At 71.3% G+C, this 17044-nt stretch carries 13 protein-coding genes; 6 read left to right on the top strand and 7 right to left on the bottom strand.

The features are described from left to right. Positions 1–48: 48 nt before the first annotated feature. Positions 49–2100: an elongation factor G gene (gene fusA, locus LPC04_RS28560; RefSeq protein ID WP_275685741.1), complete on the bottom strand. Its 2052-nt coding sequence runs from the start codon at positions 2098–2100 to the stop codon at positions 49–51. A gap of 125 nt (positions 2101–2225) precedes the next feature. Beyond that, positions 2226–3701 carry an AMP nucleosidase gene (locus LPC04_RS28555; protein ID WP_275685740.1) on the bottom strand — a complete coding sequence of 492 codons (1476 nt, stop codon included), beginning with the start codon at positions 3699–3701 and terminating at the stop codon, positions 2226–2228. Positions 3702–3787: 86 nt separating this feature from the next. Between LPC04_RS28555 and LPC04_RS28550 the strand changes: the two genes are divergently transcribed. The 3 genes from LPC04_RS28550 to LPC04_RS28540 all read left to right on the top strand — a co-directional run bounded on the left by LPC04_RS28550 (position 3788) and on the right by LPC04_RS28540 (position 6551). Further along, on the top strand, positions 3788–4822 hold the full coding sequence (locus LPC04_RS28550) for a M14 family zinc carboxypeptidase (protein ID WP_275685739.1): 1035 nt from the start codon (positions 3788–3790) through the stop codon (positions 4820–4822). A gap of 85 nt (positions 4823–4907) precedes the next feature. Next, positions 4908–5471: a DUF3617 domain-containing protein gene (locus tag LPC04_RS28545; RefSeq protein ID WP_275685738.1), complete on the top strand. Its 564-nt coding sequence runs from the start codon at positions 4908–4910 to the stop codon at positions 5469–5471. A gap of 120 nt (positions 5472–5591) precedes the next feature. Next, positions 5592–6551 (top strand): alpha/beta hydrolase, encoded by a 960-nt coding sequence (locus LPC04_RS28540; protein WP_275685737.1) that lies wholly within the window; start codon positions 5592–5594, stop codon positions 6549–6551. Here LPC04_RS28540 and LPC04_RS28535 read toward each other — a convergent pair. From LPC04_RS28535 to LPC04_RS28520, 4 genes are all read right to left on the bottom strand, one after another. After that, on the bottom strand, positions 6548–6949 hold the full coding sequence (locus LPC04_RS28535; RefSeq protein ID WP_275685736.1) for a hypothetical protein: 402 nt from the start codon (positions 6947–6949) through the stop codon (positions 6548–6550). The genes LPC04_RS28540 and LPC04_RS28535 overlap by 4 nt on opposite strands. Next, complete coding sequence (locus LPC04_RS28530; RefSeq protein ID WP_275685735.1) at positions 6946–7536, bottom strand: RNA polymerase sigma factor; 591 nt, start codon at positions 7534–7536, stop codon at positions 6946–6948. The genes LPC04_RS28535 and LPC04_RS28530 overlap by 4 nt, the downstream gene beginning before the upstream one ends. Positions 7537–7545: 9 nt before the next feature. Beyond that, positions 7546–7944 carry a DUF6249 domain-containing protein gene (locus tag LPC04_RS28525; protein ID WP_275685734.1) on the bottom strand — a complete coding sequence of 133 codons (399 nt, stop codon included), beginning with the start codon at positions 7942–7944 and terminating at the stop codon, positions 7546–7548. 75 nt (positions 7945–8019) lie between these two features. Further along, positions 8020–8667, bottom strand: coding sequence for a YdeI/OmpD-associated family protein (locus tag LPC04_RS28520; RefSeq protein ID WP_275685733.1), 648 nt, complete (start codon positions 8665–8667; stop codon positions 8020–8022). A 182-nt stretch (positions 8668–8849) separates the two neighbouring features. Here LPC04_RS28520 and LPC04_RS28515 point away from each other — a divergent pair, with 182 nt between their 5' ends. Next, entirely contained in the window at positions 8850–11606 is a 2757-nt protein-coding gene (locus LPC04_RS28515) for a hypothetical protein (RefSeq protein WP_275685732.1), read from the top strand. Positions 11607–11612: 6 nt separating this feature from the next. Here LPC04_RS28515 and LPC04_RS28510 read toward each other — a convergent pair whose 3' ends face one another. Next, positions 11613–13400, bottom strand: a complete 1788-nt coding sequence (locus tag LPC04_RS28510; protein ID WP_275685731.1) for a thiamine pyrophosphate-requiring protein — start codon at positions 13398–13400, stop codon at positions 11613–11615. Positions 13401–13517: 117 nt separating this feature from the next. Here LPC04_RS28510 and LPC04_RS28505 point away from each other — a divergent pair, with 117 nt between their 5' ends. Further along, positions 13518–14393, top strand: a complete 876-nt coding sequence (locus LPC04_RS28505) for an SDR family oxidoreductase (protein ID WP_275685730.1) — start codon at positions 13518–13520, stop codon at positions 14391–14393. Then, positions 14393–17044, top strand: coding sequence for an excinuclease ABC subunit UvrA (locus tag LPC04_RS28500; protein WP_275685757.1), 2652 nt, complete (start codon positions 14393–14395; stop codon positions 17042–17044). The genes LPC04_RS28505 and LPC04_RS28500 overlap by 1 nt, the downstream gene beginning before the upstream one ends.

Raw genomic sequence — 17044 nt, 5'->3', positions numbered from 1 at the left:
AAGGGCGCGCCACCGCGAGGGGCGCGCCCTTTTTCATGGCCGCGCCGGTCAGTCGACCTCGACCGGCTTGTGCTCCTTGCGCAGCGCGTTCTGCACGCTCGTGGGCGCCGGCTCGTAGTGCGAGAACGCGATCGTGTAGTGGCCCTCGCCGCTGGTCATCGCGTTCAGGCGCGTCGCGTAGGCGATCAGCTCCGCCGCCGGCGCCTGGCCGCGCACGATCATCGCGCCGCCCAGCTGCGCCTCGGTGCCGTTGACCTGGCCGCGGCGTGACGCGAGGTCACCGGTGATGTCACCCATCGCGCTGGCCGGCGCGAGGATCTCGACGTCGACGATGGGCTCCAGCACGATGGGCCGCGCCTCCATGATCGCCACCCACGTCGCCTTGCGCGCCGCGGTGGCGAACGCGATGTCCTTGCTGTCGACGCTGTGGCTCTTGCCGTCGTGCACGGTGACGCGGATGTCCTCCACCGCGTAGCCGGCGATCACGCCGGCGGCCAGCGCCTCGCGCACGCCCTTCTCGACGGCCTGCATGAACTGGCCGGGGATCGCGCCGCCCTTGACGATGTCGACGAACTCGAAGCCCGCGCCGCGCGGCAGCGGCTCGACGCGCAGGAACACCTCGCCGAACTGGCCGGCGCCGCCGGTCTGCTTCTTGTGGCGATGGTGGCCCTCGGCCTTGGCGGTGACGGTCTCGCGATAGGCCGTGCGCGGCGGCCGCGTCTCGACCTCGAACTTGTGCACGTCGCGCAGCCGATCGAGCAGCATGCGCAGGTGCAACTCGCCCAGGCCGTAGACCACGGTCTCGTGCGTGGCCGCGACCTGCTCGATGCGCAGGCACGGATCCTCGTCGACCGAGCGCTGCACCAGGTCCCACAGCCGCTGCTCGTCGCCATGGCGCTTGGGCTGGATCGCCACGCCGTGCACCGGCACCGGGAACGCGAGCGGCTTCAGGTGGATGTGGCTGTCCTCGGCGGCGTCATGCAGCACGGCGTCGAAGTGCAGCGCGTCGACCTTGGCGATGGCGCAGATGTCGCCCGGCACCGCGCGCGAGATCTCCACGTGCTCGCCGCCCTGCAGCCGGAACAGGTGGCCGACCTTGAAGCACTTGCGCGCGTCGCCGACGAACAGCGGCGTGTCGCGCGTGATCGTGCCCTGGTGCACGCGCAGCACGCCCATCTTGCCGACGTACGGGTCGACGGTGACCTTGAACACATGGGCCAGCACGTGCTTGTCGGGATCGGGCGTGGCGTGAACGAGCTTCGCGTCGGCGCCCTCGCCATCGAGGAAGTCGGGGGCGTTGCCCTCGGTCGGGTTGGGCAGCAGCTTGGCGACGACGTCGAGCAGCTCCGCGACGCCCGCGCCGGTCTTGGCCGAGACGAAGCACACCGGGATCAGGTGGCCCTCGCGCAGCGCCTGCTCGAGCGGCCCGTGCAGCTCGGTGGCCTCGACGTCGCCCTGGTTCAGGTAGCGGTCGACGAACTCGGCGTCGACCTCGACGACCTGTTCGACCAGCGCCTGGTGCGCGGCCTCGGGCGACGAGAAGTCGGTGCTGCCCTCGCGGTTGAAGAAGCAGTCGACGACGCGCGCGCCGCGCTCGGCGGGCAGGTTCAGCGGCAGGCACTCGCGGCCGAACACGTCGCGGATCTGCGCCAGCACGGCGGCGCAGTCGGCGCCGGGCACGTCGATGCGGTTGACGATGATCATGCGGTCGAGCTTGCGGTCGGCCGCGTGGGCCATCATGCGCTGGGCGGTGGAGTCGACGCCCGAGGTGGCGCTGATGACGACGGCGGCGGTCTCGACGGCCTCGAGCGCGGGCAGCGACTGCCCGACGAACTCGAGCGCCCCGGGCGTGTCGAGCCACTGGATGCGGATGCCGTCGTGCACGCAGTTGACGACGGCGGTGTTGAGCGAATGCTGGACGCGCTTCTCGAGCGGGTCGTGGTCGCTGACGGTCGAGCCGCGTTCGACGCAGCCGGCCGTCTTGATGGCGCCGGCGCGCAGCAGCAAGGCCTCGGTGAGGGTGGTCTTCCCGGTGGCCGAGGCGCCCACCAGTGCCACGTTGCGGATCGCCGCAATATCGGGGGATTCGAAGATCGTCATGGCGCGTGTCTCCACGGGCCGAGACGCCAAGCGGCACCGCGGCGACCCGAACCGCGACACGGCCGGATGGCAGGAACCCCCAGCCTACGCCCCAACCGGACAGCGCGCAAGCGGATGAAATTTGCCTATTGGAAAGCGACTTCCGCGAAGCCCCGAAGCTTGCGGCTGTGCAGCTTGTCCACGCCCGAGCCGCGCAGCAGCTCCAGCGCGCGGATGCCGATGCGCAGGTGCTGCTCCACGCGTTCGCGATAGAAGTGGTTGGCCATGCCGGGCAGCTTGATCTCGCCGTGCAGCGGCTTGTCGGAAACGCACAGCAAGGTGCCGTAGGGCACGCGGAAGCGGAAGCCGTTGGCGGCGATCGTGGCCGACTCCATGTCGAGCGCGATCGCGCGGCTCTGGCTGAAGCGGCGCTCCGGGCCCGGATGCGGCAGCAGCTCCCAGTTGCGATTGTCGGTCGACGCCACGGTGCCGGTGCGCATCACGCGCTTCAGGTCGATGCCGGACAGCTGCGTGATGTCGGCCACGGCCTGCTCGATGGCGACCTGCACCTCGGCCAGCGGCGGGATCGGCACCCACAGCGGCAGCTCCTCGTCGAGCACGTGATCCTCGCGGACGTAGCCGTGCGCGAGCACATAGTCGCCCAGCTGCTGCGTGGTGCGCAGCCCGGCGCAGTGGCCCAGCATGATCCACGCGTGCGGGCGCAGCACGGCGATGTGGTCGCTGATGTTCTTCGCGTTGGACGGGCCAACGCCGATGTTGACCATCGTGATGCCGCTGTTGTCGGGCCGTCGCAGGTGGTACGCGGGCATCTGCGGCAGGCGCGGCGGCGCGCTGCCGATCGGGCCGACCGAGTGCGTCGCCCCCGCGCGCATCGTCACGACGTTGCCCGGCTCGACGAAGGCGTCGTAGACCGAATCGTCCCGGGCCATCTCGCGGTGCCCGAGCGCAATGAACTCGTCGATGTAGAACTGGTAGTTCGTGAACAGCACGAAGTTCTGGAAGTGGTCGGGCGCGGTGCCGGTGTAGTGGCGCAGGCGGTGCAGCGAGTAGTCGACGCGCGGCGCGGTGAATAGCGCCAGCGGCAGCGGATCCGCCGGCCCGGGCTCGTGGGTGCCGTTGGCGATGCCGTCGTCCATCGCGGCGAGGTTGGGCAGGTCGAACAGGTCGCGCAGCTGCAGGCGTTGTTCCGAGGTCAGCGTGCCCTCGACGTGGTCGTGCTCGGCGAAGCTGAAGTGCAGCGGCATCGGCTCGCGGCTGACGCCCACCTCGATCTTGACGCCGTGGTGTTGCATCAGCAGGCGGAACTGTTCGCGGTAGTAGTCGGCGAACAGCTCGGGGCGCGTCAGCGTGGTCTCGAAGGTGCCCGGGCCGGCGACGAAGCCGTAGCTCGAGACGGAGTCCGCGCGCGCCACCGTGTCGGTGTGCACGCGCACGCTCGGGTAGCACGCGCGCACGTGCGACGCGGGCGTGTGTCCGGCGACGAAGTCGTGCAGGTGCTGGCGCAGGTGGTCGACGCCGGCGTGGTAGATCTGGCGCACGCGCTCGACGGCGGCATCGGGATCGTCGAAGGATTCGCGGGGGACGAGCAGCGGTTCGATCATGGGTTCATTGTGGATGAAACGCGTGACGGCGGCGCGTCCTGCGGTCGGCGTTGCCTACACTGGCGGGTCGAAAGGTGAACAACAACGTGATCCATGCATTCCGCGGCCTCGCGGCCGTCGTCCTGCTGGCGCTGGGCCTGCTGCCCGCGCTGGCCAATGTGCGCCACAAGCCCGTCGCGTCCGCGAAGCCGGTGCCGGCGGTCGCGCCCGCGGCCTCGGCGGCCTCGGCGCCGGCCGCCACGACCACCGACCTCGCGCAGTGGTGCGCGCGCCTCGTGCCGGCCGTCCCCGGCGTCGACGCGTCCGGCTGCCGCGCCTCGGGTCTCGTGCCCGGCGCGGGCCGCTCGGTGCGCGGCGTGCCGCTGTGGGCCAACGACGTGCTGCCGGCCGGCGGCGCGCCCAAGTTCAAGGTGCTGCTGCTGGGCGGCATCCATGGCGACGAGCTGGCCTCGGTCACGCTGGCCTTCGACTGGATCGCGCGCTCGCAGGGCGTGAAGGCGCAGGCGATGCCGCATCCGTCCAAGGCCGCCAAGCCGACGATCGCCGACGTCGCCTGGCGCTTCGTGCCGCTGCTCAATCCCGACGGCCTGCTGCATTCGCCGTCGACGCGCGTCAACGCGCACGGCGTCGACCTCAACCGCAACTTCCCCACCACCGACTGGGCGCGCGACGCGCAGCCCTACTGGATCAAGCACACGAAGAAGGATCCGCGCCGCTTCCCGGGCCCGCAGGCGCTGTCCGAGCCCGAATCGCGCTGGCTGCTGCAGCAGATCGACCAGTTCCGTCCCGACCTCATCGTGTCGGTGCACGCGCCCTACGGCCTGCTCGACTTCGACGGCCCGCCGCCGGCGCCGCGCCGTCTCGGCAGCCTGCAGCTCGACCCGGTGGGTGTCTATCCGGGCTCGCTCGGCAACTACGGCGGCCTGGTGAAGAACGTGCCGGTGATGACACTGGAGCTGAAGAACGCGCGCGCCGTGCCGCCCGCCGAACTGGCCGCGATGTGGAACGACCTGCAGCGCTGGCTCAACGAGCAGATGACCAACCCCGGCGTGCAGGCGAGCGCGCAGCGCAGCCCGGTGCCGGGCACGAAGGTGATCGGCTCGTCGCGGCGCGTCGATTGAGGCATCCCCGTTTCAGGGGTGGTGACGCGGCGTGGCGGGGCGCAGAATCCGCGCCACTGTCCATCGCCGCCCAGGAGGGCCGACCATGAAAACCCGTTCCCGTCTTCTCGTCGCGAGCCTTGCCGCGCTGTCGTGCGGCGCCATCATGGCGCAGCCCAAGATCCGCCCCGGGCTGTGGGAGGAGAACATCAAGATGAACACGGACAACGCGCAGGCCAACGCGGCGATGGAGCAGATGAAGGAAAAGCTCGCCAACATGCCGCCGGACCAGCGCGCCGCCATCGAGAAGATGATGGCCTCCCGCGGCATGGGCATGCAGCCCGGCGGCGCGCCGAACACGGTGCGCGTGTGCATCACCAAGGAGCAGATCGCGCGCGGCTTCACGCCCGATCGCGACGGCCGTTGCTCGCGCGTCAACCTGAGCACCTCCGGCAACGTCACGAAGTTCGACTTCACCTGCGCGTCCGAGCACAGCAACATGACCGGCCACGGCACGCTCACGACCATGGGCGACACCGGCTTCGCCGTCACCACCGTCGCCGACACCACGAGCCAGAAGAACGCGATGCACATCCAGACGGACATCGCCGGCAAGTTCGTCTCCAGCGATTGCGGCGACGTCAAGCCGATGGAGGTTCCCAACAAGTGAGGGGCGGCTCGGGCGCGTCGCCTGCCGTGAGGCCGGGCCGCGCGCCGCCTGCATCCAACCGACGTGGCGGCGCGTACCTTCTCCACGAGCCGTGATCCGCGCGGCGACCCTGCCGCCGCCATGACCGAGACCTTCCGCCCCATCGCCCCCGAACCGCGCCGCGCGCGCCGCCTGCGGCGCTGGGCCACCGGCGCCGCCCTGCTGGGCTGGATCGTCTCCGCGACGGCCGGCGCCGGGGCGGGCGTGCTCAACGCGGTGGCGACGCTGCGCGGCCACCAGGGCGAGTCCGACGTTGCCTACGGCCCGCTGCCGCGCCAGCGCTTCGACGTCTACGTGCCCGGCAGCTCGATCGATGACGCCGACAAGGCCACCGGCTCGCCGCTGGTGATCTTCATCTACGGCGGCTCGTGGAACTCGGGCACCCGGCGCGACTACCGTTTCGCCGGCGAGGCGCTCGCCGCGCGCGGCTTCACGGTGATGGTGGTCGACTACCGGCTCTATCCCGAAGTGAAGTACCCCGACTTCCTCAAGGACTGCGCGAAGGCGGTCGGCTACGGGCTGGAGCACGCTCGCGAGCTCGGCGCCGACCCCCGTCGCGTCTTCCTCTACGGCCACAGCGCCGGCGCCTACAACGTCGCGATGCTCGCGCTCGATCCGCGCTGGCTGCGCGCCGCGGGCCACTCGCCCGACGAACTCGCCGGCTGGGTCGGCCTGGCCGGCCCGTACAACTTCCTGCCGATCGGCGATCCGGACGTGAAGGGGGTGTTCGACTGGCCCGCGACGTCACCCGACACCCAGCCCATCCAGCACGTCGGCGACCTCGCCCGGCCGCTGCCGGCCTTCATCGGCGCGGCCGTGCATGACACGCTGGTCCATCCCGAGCAGAACAGCATCGCGCTGACGGACCGGATGCAGGCGCGCGGCACCGCCGTCACCTTCCGCAGCTACGAGCACGTGAACCACGCGCTGCTGGTGGGCTCGCTCGCGTGGCCGTTGACCGCGTTCGCGCCGGTGCTGGACGACACCACCGCCTTCATGCGCGCCGTTGCCCCCCGGCCGGCGACGACCGCCGCGCGCTAGCTCGATCGCAGCTCGCGCAAGGCGACCCACACCGCGCCGATCGCCAGCAGCAGGGACAGCGGATACCACTGCTGCGGCGGCGGCGCCGAGATCGTGACGCCGTCGCCCGGCGACAGCAGCACCGCGATCACCAGCAGCACGAAGCCCGCGATCACGCCGGCCACCGCCCAGCGCCACAGCCGCGCCTGCGCCTCGTGGCGGCGGTGTTCGGTGGCCAGCGCACGCGCGACGGCGATGGGCGCGACGGGTGCCGCGCGGCGCTGCGCGGGCAGCGCGCGCGCGGCCTGGTCGACCGCGGCCATGGTGCGGGCCACGAAGCCGTCGTCGGGCAGGGACTCGGGCGCACTGGCGCGCAGCAGGGCGTCCAGCGCAGCGTCGGGGCGTTCGGATTCGTTCATGTGGCGGACTCCGGATTCCAGGCGGCCAGCAACTCGCGCAGCCGGGCCTTGGCGCGATCGAGGTGGGACTTCAGCGTGCCCAGCGGCAGGCCGAGCACCTGCGCGGCCTCGGCGTGCGACAGGTCGAGATGAAAGCAGTGCACGACGGCCAGCCGCTGGATCTCGCTGAGCGATTGCAGCGCGCACTCGACGTCGCGCCCCAGGCCTTCGACCGTGCGCGGATCGTGGCGCGGTTCGTGCGCGCCGCTCGCCTCGGCGTCGTTCCATTCGACGGGCGGCTGCGGCCGGCGCGCGTGCTGCAGGAAGCGCGTCAGCGCGATGCGGTGCAGCCAGGTGGCCAGGCGGGCGTCGCCGCGGAACTCGTTGATGTGCAGCCAGGCCTGGACGAAGGTCTCCTGAGCGAGATCGTCGGCCAGCGCGGCGTCGCCGTGCGTCAGCCGGCGCAGCTGCAGGCGCACGCGCGACTGGTGCGCGCGCACGAGACGCGCGAACGCGTGGCGGTCGCCCCGGCGCGCGAGTGCGAGCCAGCCGGCGATCTCCGCCTCGACGTGCGTGGACTCGTCGAACACCATGGGGCGTGGCGCCACGTCAATGCGTCATTGGAGGTCGATGGACGACAGCTCGGGCGGCTCGGGCGGTTGCGGTTCGATCTTCAGCGCGATCAGCTGGGCGACGCCGATCGCCAGCGGGATCAGCCCCGCGGCCCACAGGCCGTGGTCGAACTGGAACATCGCGCCGAGGAACGCGCTCGTGCCGACGCCCACGCCCACCAGCGTCAGCGCGCGCATCAGCGCCGAGCCGGTGCGCCGAGACGAGCGCAGCAGCTCGCGCGGCACCGGCAGGCCTTTCTCGAGCAGGTCGACGATCGTCCGGTGCTTGCGCTCCTGATACTTGTAGGCGAAGTTCAGCGCGATCACGACGATGGCCAGCGGCATCAACATGCCGCAGACGGGAATCAGCAATTCGGGGCTGAGCAGGCGGTTCCAGGGATCCATGGCGTTCTTCCGTTGAGCGATATCCCTTGGATGCGCGGCGACCGCCGATCGGATGCACCGGCGCGAAAATATTCTTCAGCAGTTCTGGTACTTCCAGTTCCGCGTCTTGCCCTCGGCGATCCATTCGGCCGCCTGCGCGACGCGCGACGCCCGCGTCGCCTCGCGCTTGGCCTCGACGATCCAGTCCACATACTCGTGCTGCTGGCTGGGCGTGAAGGCGTCGAAGGTCCTGCGTGCGGCCGACTTCGGGCCCAGGGCCGCGGCGAGATCGTCCGGCAGCGCCGGCGCCTCGCGCCTGGCCCTGGGCGCGGGCGGCGCGCTCGCCTTGTCCTCGATGGCGGCGGCCCACGCGGCGCGCGCCTCGACGATCAGCTTGCGCAACGCCGCCGCCTTGGGCAGGTCGGCCAGCGACTCGATGCGCCCGAACTGGCCCATCGCCTTGCCCCGCTCGCCGGCCGCCTCCTCCGCGATCGGGCGGCCTCCGCGCCAGAAGCCGAGCGAGCAATGCGCCTTGAACGCCGCCATGTTGGCGAACGGCCGGCCCTCGAGCAGGAAGAACGGGTGGCTCCACTTGATCGCCTCCGTCACGTCCGGCAAGGCGGCGTGCATCGCCTCGCGGATGTGCGCCAGCGGCGCTTGCGCGAACGGCGCGGCCTTGGCGATGTAGTCGTCGACGCGCGGGTCGCGCCCGGGCGGATTCGCGGGGAGTGACTTGGATGCCATGCGCGCACTCTATCGAGCGGAACGGCGGCGTGGCAACCCCGGTTTCTCCGGGGCACGCCGGTCCGGGCAAGCCTGTGTCGGAGCCGACACGAACGACGTGATAATGCCCCTCGCCGCAGGCTACAGGGCCGCCCGTCTCCGTGAGGCGGCCCGGGCACGTGCGGCAACAAGGGAGCGAGGACATGAAGTTCACGAACGTGCTGGCAGTGCTGATGCTGTCGGCGATGGTGGCCTGCGGCGGCGGCGGGGGCGGCGGGAGTTCGTCCGACCCCTCGGGCAAGGTGTCGATCACCGCCACGGCGCCGACCACGCCGGTGGCCACCGGCAGCTCGGTGCAGTTCGACGTGGTGGTGCACAACGAGACCGCCACGGCGGTGTCGAACGTGATCGCCGCGCTCACGCTCGGCAGCGGACTCACGCAGACCAACGTCACCTGTTCGGCGTCGAACGGCGCCACCTGCCCGGCGAACCCCGCCAGCATGAGCGTCGCGAGCCTGCCGGGCTCCGGCAGCCTGCATTACGTCGTGACCGCGACGATCGGCGCCGGCACGCGCGGGACGCTCACCGCCTCGGCGTCGGTCACCGCGGATGGCATGCCCCTGTCGTCCGCCGACCAGGTGACCATGAGCGTGCAGGCGTTCTCCGCCGACGTCCAGGTGACCGGACAGGGGCCCACGACCACGCTGACCAGCGGCGGCTCGGCGACGTACACGATGACCGTGACCAACGCCGGCCCCGACGCCGCCAGCAACGTCCAGCTGCAGAACACGGCCGACCCCCACCAGACCCTCGGTGCCGTCACCTGCGCGGCCCAGGGCGGCGCGACGTGCCCGTCGACGCCGGGCGCCGTCATGACGGTGCCGACGCTACCGGTGGGCGGCACGCTGCAGTTCAACGTGTCCACGACCATCAACGCCAACGCCCTCGGCGCGATCGCCAACACGCTCTACGCCACGCCCAACGGCGATCCGCTCGCGAGCAACAACGTGGCCACGGCGACGGCCACGACCGCGCTGAACAGCACGGGCAGCGCCTCGTTCGTCACCCTGCAAAGCGACAGCGGCGACTACATCGGCGCCGGCCAGTCCAACACGTACAGCAGCGCCAACGCGCAGCTCACGGTGACGGCGTCCGGCGGCACCCTGCACGTGGGCGTCAACGGCAACGACAACTGGACCGGCGACTTCGCCGAGCCGAGCGCGCTCGCGGTGCTGCAGCCCGGCACCTACGCGAACCTGACGCGCTTCGCGTTCCGCAACGCCGCGATCGGCGGCATCGACTGGTCGGGCGACGGCCGCGGCTGCAACGTCGACACCGGCAGCATCACCATCGACAAGGCCACCTACTCGGGCTCGACGCTCACGGCGATCGACCTGCGCTTCGAGCAGCATTGCGAGGGCGGCGCGCCGGCGCTGCGCGGACAGATCCATTGGCTGGCCAGCGACAGCTCGAAGGCGGCGGGCCCGGTCGATCCGGCGCCGGCGTCGCTGTGGCGCGCCCCCGCCGGCGCGACGCCCGCGACAGGCAACTACGTCTACCTGCAAAGCGATGCCGGCGACTACATCGGCGCCGGCGCCACCGGCACGTACACGCAGGCCAACGCGGTGCTGACGATGACGCTGAACGGCACGCACCTGAGCGTCGGCGTCACGGGCAACGACAACTGGACGGGCGACTTCCAGGGCATGAACAGCATCTCGCAACTGCAGCCCGGTTACTACGCCGGCCTCCAGCGCTACCCGTTCAACAACCCGGTCACCGGCGGACTGTCCTGGGACGGCGACGGCCGCGGCTGCAACACGCTGGCGGGCTGGTTCGCGATCGACGACATCACCGTGACGGCCGGCGCCGTGACGGCCGTCGACCTGCGTTTCGAGCAGCACTGCGAAGGCGGAACCGCGGCGCTGCATGGCCAGATCCACTGGGTCGCGGGCGACACCACCGCGCCCGCGGGGCCGCAGAATCCGCCGCCCGCTTCGCTGTGGCGCGCGCCCGCGGGCGCGACGCCGGCAACCGGCAACTACGTGTACCTGCAGAGCGACGCGGGCGACTACATCGGGGCCGGCGCCACCTATGCCTACACGCAGGCCAACGCGGTGCTCGCGCCGACGCTGTCCGGCACCCACCTGGGCTTCTCCGTCACGGGCAACGACAACTGGACGGGCGATTTCCTGGGCATGAACAGCATCGCGCAGCTGCAGCCCGGCTACTACCCGAACCTGGAGCGCTATCCGTTCAACAACCCGGTCACCGGCGGACTGTCCTTCTCCGGCGACGGGCGCGGCTGCAATACGCTCACCGGCTGGTTCGCGATCGACAGCATCAGCTTTTCGGGCGGCACGCTGGCGTCGGTCGACCTGCGCTTCGAACAGCACTGCGAGGGCGGCGGCGCGGCACTGCACGGCCAGATCCACTGGGTCGCCGGCGACACCACCCGCCCGCCCGGGCCGCAGAACCCGGTGCCCGGCGGCCTGTGGACGCCGCCGGACGGCAGCACCCCGGCGTCGGGCAACTACGTGTACCTGCAGAGCGATGCGACGGACTACATCGGCGAGGGCCAGACCACGCTGTATACGCCGCCGAGCTGGGCCTTCTCGGTCTTCGGCAGCGGGGCGCAGGTCAACGTCGGCGTCGGCAACGTCGGCGACTGGTCGGGCAACTTCGTCGGCATGAACAGCATCACGCAGCTGCAGCCGGGCTACTACCCGAACGTGGAACGCTTTCCGTTCAACAACCCGGTCACCGGCGGGCTCAGCTGGACGGGCGAGGGCCGCGCCTGCAACACGTCGATCGGCTGGTTCGCGGTCGACGCCATCACCTACAGCGCCGGTGCGATCGCCTCGCTGGACCTGCGCTTCGAGCAGCGTTGCGAGGGTGGCACCGCGGCACTGCACGGCAAGATCCACTGGACGAACGGCTCGAGCTCGAGCATCCAGTAGGCGGGATCACGTCTTCGTCCTGACCAGCCCATCCCACCACTCGCGCGCGCTGGACCTGACCACCTGCAGCGCCTGCGCGTCGCCCTGCAGCAGCGCCGCCGCGTAGTGGCGCACCTGCTTGGCCGTGATGTGCGGCGGCGCGGGCGGCACGGTCGGGTCGGTGACCATCTCCAGCACCATCGGCCGGTCCGACGCCAGCGCCTCGTCCCACGCGCCGGCGATGTCGGCGGGCTGCTCGACGCGTACGCCGCCGAGCCCCAGCATGCGGCCGTATTGCGCATACGGGAACGACGGCACGTCCTGCGAGCCCTCGAACTTCGGATCGCCCTCGGTGCTGCGCTGTTCCCACGTCACCATGTTGAGGTCGCCGTTGTTGAGCACCATCACGACCAGCCGCGGATCCTTCCACTTGCGCCATTCGCGCGCGATCGTGATCAGGCCGTTGATGCCCAGCATCTGCATCGCGCCGTCGCCCACCAGCGCGATCACCGGTCGGTCGGGATACGCCATCTTGGCCGTCAACGCGTACGGAACCGCGGGCCCCATGGTCGCGAGGCCGCCCGACAGCGTGCCCATCATGCCGCGCCGCGCCTTGATGTCGCGCGCATACCAGGAGGCCACGGTGCCGGAGTCGGCCGTCAGGATCGCGTCGTCGGGCAGCCGCGGCGACAGCTCCCAGAACACGCGCTGCGGGTTGATCGGCTTCGCGTCGGTCATCGCGCGCGACTCGAGCACGCGCCACCAGTCGCGCACGTTCGACTCGATCGTGTCGCGCCATGACCGGTCGGGGTTGGTCTTGAGCAGCGGCAGCAGCGCCTGCAGCGTCAGCTTCGCGTCGCCGACGAGGTTGATCTCCATCGGATAGCGCAGCCCGAGCTGGCGCGGCTCGATGTCGACCTGCACGCCGCGCGCCTGGCCCGGCTTGGGCAGGAACTCGGAGTACGGGAAGGACGAGCCGACCATCAGCAGCGTGTCGCAGTCCTCCATCATCTTCCAGCTCGGCGCGGTGCCCAGGAGGCCGATCGAGCCTGTCACGTTGGGCAGGTCGTCGGGCACGGCCATCTTGCCCAGCAGCGCCTTGGCGATGCCGGCGCCGAGGCGATCGGCGATCGCGATCAGTTCATCGGTGGCGTGCAGCGCGCCCGCGCCGGCGAGGATCGCGATCTTCCTGCCTTCGTTGAGCACCGCGGCGGCGGCGACCAGGTCGAGGTCGCGCGGCGCGTGCTCGGGGCTGGTGTAGCCGATGCCCGTGTGCATCATCGCGTGCTCGCGCGGCGGCTCGACGGCCGCGAGCTCCTGCAAGTCGTTCGGCAGGATCAGGCAGGTGACGGCGCGGCGGTCGCGCGCGATGCGCATCGCGCGGTCGACCAGGTGCAGGATCTGCTCGGGCACCGTGGCCATCTGCACGTACTCGTGCGCCACGTCCTTGAACAGGCTGACCAGGTCGACCTCCTGCTGGAAGTCGCCGCCCAGCGCGCTGCGCGCCTGCTGGCCGACGATCGCCAGCACTGGCTGGTGGTCGGCCTTCGCGTCGTAGAGGCCATTGAGCAGGTGGATCGCGCCGGGGCCGGACGTCGCGATGCACACGCCGACCTCGCCGGTGAACTTCGGGTGCGCGGCCGCCATGAACGCGGCGAGCTCCTCGTGCTGCGTCTGCACGAACGCCACCTGGTCCTGCGCGCGCCGCAGCGCGCCCATCACGCCGTTGATGCCGTCGCCGGGGTAGCCGTAGACGCGCTGCACGCCCCATTCGACGAGACGGGCGATCAGTTGGTCGCTGACGGTCTTGGCCATGCGGCGCTCCACGCGGTTGGATTGGACAGGTTGGCGAAACGGCAATCGACGCGCCGACAGTGTCGTGCCGGTACGCGCCTTGCCGTTGGAGCGTCCGCACCGCCGCGCGAGGACGCCATGCCGCAACAGGAACCGACCTACCCCAAGCCGCCCTTCGCGAAGCAGCAGCAACCCTGGCCCGGCCTCGCCTGCCGCATGCAGCCGCCGCCCGACCACGGCGAGACGAGCTACGTCGGCGCGGGCCGGCTCGCGGGCCGCAAGGCGCTGATCACCGGCGGCGATTCGGGCATCGGCCGCGCGGTGGCGATCGCGTTCGCGCGCGAGGGCGCCGACGTCGCGATCAACTACCTGCCGCAGGAGGAGGAGGACGCCCGGGCCGTCGTCGCGCTGATCGAGAAGGCCGGGCGCCAGGCCGTCGCGCTGCCGGGCGACCTGCGCGACGCGGCGTTCTGCCGCCGGCTCGTCGACGACGCGGCGAAGGGCCTCGGCGGACTCGACCTCCTCGTCAACAACGCGGCGCGCCAGGCGTCGTTCCCGTCGATCGCCGACATTCCCGACGAGCACTTCGACGACGTCTTCAGGACCAACGTCTACGCGCTGTTCCACGTGACCAAGGCGGCGCTGCCGCACCTGAAGCGCGGCGCGGCCATCATCAACACGTCGTCGGTGCAGGCCTTCGACCCGTCGGAATGCCTGCTCGACTACGCGGCGACCAAGGCGGCCATCCTGTCGATGACGCGCTCGCTCGCCAAGCAGCTCGGCGCCCAGGGCATCCGCGTCAACGCGGTCGCGCCCGGGCCGTACTGGACGCCGCTGCAGCCCAGCGGCGGCCAGCCGCCTGACAAGCTCGCGACCTTCGGCAAGGACACGCCGCTGGGCCGCCCCGGCCAGCCGGCGGAGATCGCCGCGCAATACGTGCTGCTGGCCTCGCACGAGGCGAGCTTCACCACCGGCAACGTCTGGGGCAGCACCGGCGGGGAGACGGGGCCTTGATGGCGCCGCGCGATCGCCCCGAGGCCACGACCGTCGCCGCGCGCGACGGCTTCGTGCGCGTGCGCGGCGCGCGCGAGCACAACCTAAAGGACGTCGACGTCGACATCCCGCGCGACGCGCTGGTCGTGTTCACCGGCGTCTCGGGCTCGGGCAAGTCCTCGCTGGCGTTCGGCACGATCTACGCGGAAGCGCAGCGGCGCTACTTCGAATCGGTGGCGCCGTACGCTCGGCGGCTGATCGACCAGGTGGGCGTGCCCGACGTCGACGAGATCACCGGCCTGCCGCCGGCCGTCGCGTTGCAGCAGGCGCGCGGCACGCCGGGCGCGCGCTCGTCGGTGGGCAGCGTGTCGCAGTTGTCCAGCCTCGTGCGCATGCTGTACTCGCGCGCCGGCACGTATCCGGCGAAGCAGCCGATGCTGTACGCGGAGGACTTCTCGCCCAACACCGCCCAGGGCGCCTGCCCGAACTGCCACGGCCTGGGCCGCGTCTTCGAGGTCACCGAGCAGACGATGGTGCCCGATCCGTCGTTGTCGATCCGCGAACGCGCGATCGCGTCCTGGCCGCCGGCCTGGCACGGGCAGAACCTGCGCGACATCCTCGTCACGCTGGGCGTCGACGTCGACCGTCCGTGGCGCGACCTGCCGAAGAAGGACAGGGACTGGATCCTGTTCACCGAGGAGCAGCCGACCGTGCCCGTCTACGCCGGCTTCACGCCCGCGGAGACGAAGGCGGCGCTGAAATCGAAGATGGAGCCGAGCTACCAGGGCACGTTCATGGGCGCGCGCAAGTACGTGCTGCACACGTTCGCGACGACGCAGAGCGCGCTGATGAAGAAGCGCGTGTCGCGCTACATGATCGGCGGCCTGTGCCCGATGTGCGACGGCAAGCGGCTCAAGCGCGAGGCGCTGTCGGTGACCTTCGCGGGCGTCGACATCGGCACGCTGGGCCAGATGTCGCTGGACCGCGTCGCAGCGCTGCTGGCGCCGGCGGCCGCGGGTCGCTTCGGCGGCGTCGCGCGGGACGCGCCCGCGCCCACGCGCGCGGAGGCCAGGGCGGATACGGCACGGCGTATCGCCGCCGGCGGCTCCTCGCACGCGGGGGCGCCGGACGTGCGCCGAACACCCAACCTGTCGGAGGAGAAGCGCATCGCCGCCCAACGCATCGCGCAGGACCTGTGCGCGCGCATCGCGACGCTGCAGGACCTCGGCCTGGGCTACCTGGCGATGGAGCGCAGCACGCCGACGCTGTCGCCCGGCGAGCTGCAGCGCCTGCGCCTGGCCACGCAGATCCGCTCCAACCTGTTCGGCGTCGTCTACGTGCTGGACGAGCCCACCGCCGGCCTGCATCCGGCCGACGGCGAGGCCCTGCTCGACGCGCTCGCGCAGCTGAAGGCGCAGGGCAACTCGCTGTTCATCGTCGAGCACGATCTCGAGGTGATGCGGCGCGCGGACTGGCTGGTCGACGTCGGCCCCGACGCCGGCGAGAAGGGCGGCGAGGTCTTGTACAGCGGGCCGCCGGAAGGACTGCGCGATGTGCAGGCCTCGCGCACGGCGCAATACCTCTTCGCCGAGCCCGCGCCGCGCGCGCGGCCCCCGCGCGAGCCTTCGCGCTGGCTCGAACTGCGCGGACTCACGCGCAACAACCTGCACGACCTGGACGCGCGCTTTCCGCTGGGCCTGTTCACGGCGGTGACCGGCGTCTCGGGCTCGGGCAAGTCCAGCCTCGTCAGCCAGGCGCTGGTCGAACTCGTGTGCGCGCACCTGGGCCACGAGCCGGATCATCCGGAAGACGACGCCGACGAGACTGCACCCGAAGTCGTGCTGCCGACGCGCGGGCGCCTGCATGCGGGCGCCGAGGCGATCCGCCGGCTGGTGCGCGTCGACCAGAAACCGATCGGCCGCACGCCGCGCTCCAACCTCGCGACCTACACGGGCCTGTTCGACGCGGTGCGCAAGCTCTACGCCGCGACGCCCGCCGCGCGCAAGCGACGCTACGACGCGGGCCGCTTCTCGTTCAACGTCGCCAAGGGCCGCTGCGAGACCTGCGAGGGCGAGGGCTTCGTCAGCGTCGAGCTGCTGTTCATGCCCAGCGTCTACGCGCCGTGCCCGACCTGCCACGGCGCGCGCTACAACGAGGACACGCTCAAGATCGCGTGGCACGGCAGGCACATTGCCGACGTGCTCGCGATGACGGTCGACGACGCCTGGGCCTTCTTCGCCGACGAGCCCGCGGTGCGCAAGCCGCTCGGCATCTTGCGTGACATCGGCCTGGGCTACCTGCGCCTGGGCCAGCCGGCCACGGAGTTGTCGGGCGGCGAGGCGCAGCGCATCAAGCTGGCCACCGAGCTGCAGCGGCCGCAGCGCGGCGACACGCTCTACGTGCTCGACGAGCCCAGCACCGGCCTGCATCCGTCGGACGTCGACCGCCTGATGGCGCAGTTGCAGGGCCTGGTCGACGCGGGCAACACCGTGGTGGTCGTCGAGCACGAGATGCGCCTCGTCGCGGCCAGCGACTGGGTGATCGACATGGGGCCGGGCGCCGGCGAGGAGGGCGGCCGCATCGTCGCCTGCGGCACGCCGGAGCAGGTGGCGCGCGATCGCACGAGCCGCACGGCCGGCTACCTGCGCGCGACCTTGGGCCGCGGCACGTAG

This window comes from Scleromatobacter humisilvae (genome assembly GCF_023231945.1).
Classification (GTDB): domain Bacteria; phylum Pseudomonadota; class Gammaproteobacteria; order Burkholderiales; family Burkholderiaceae_C; genus Scleromatobacter; species Scleromatobacter humisilvae.
Note: the sequence above shows the minus strand (reverse complement) of the source record. Positions and strands in the feature narration are given on the sequence as shown.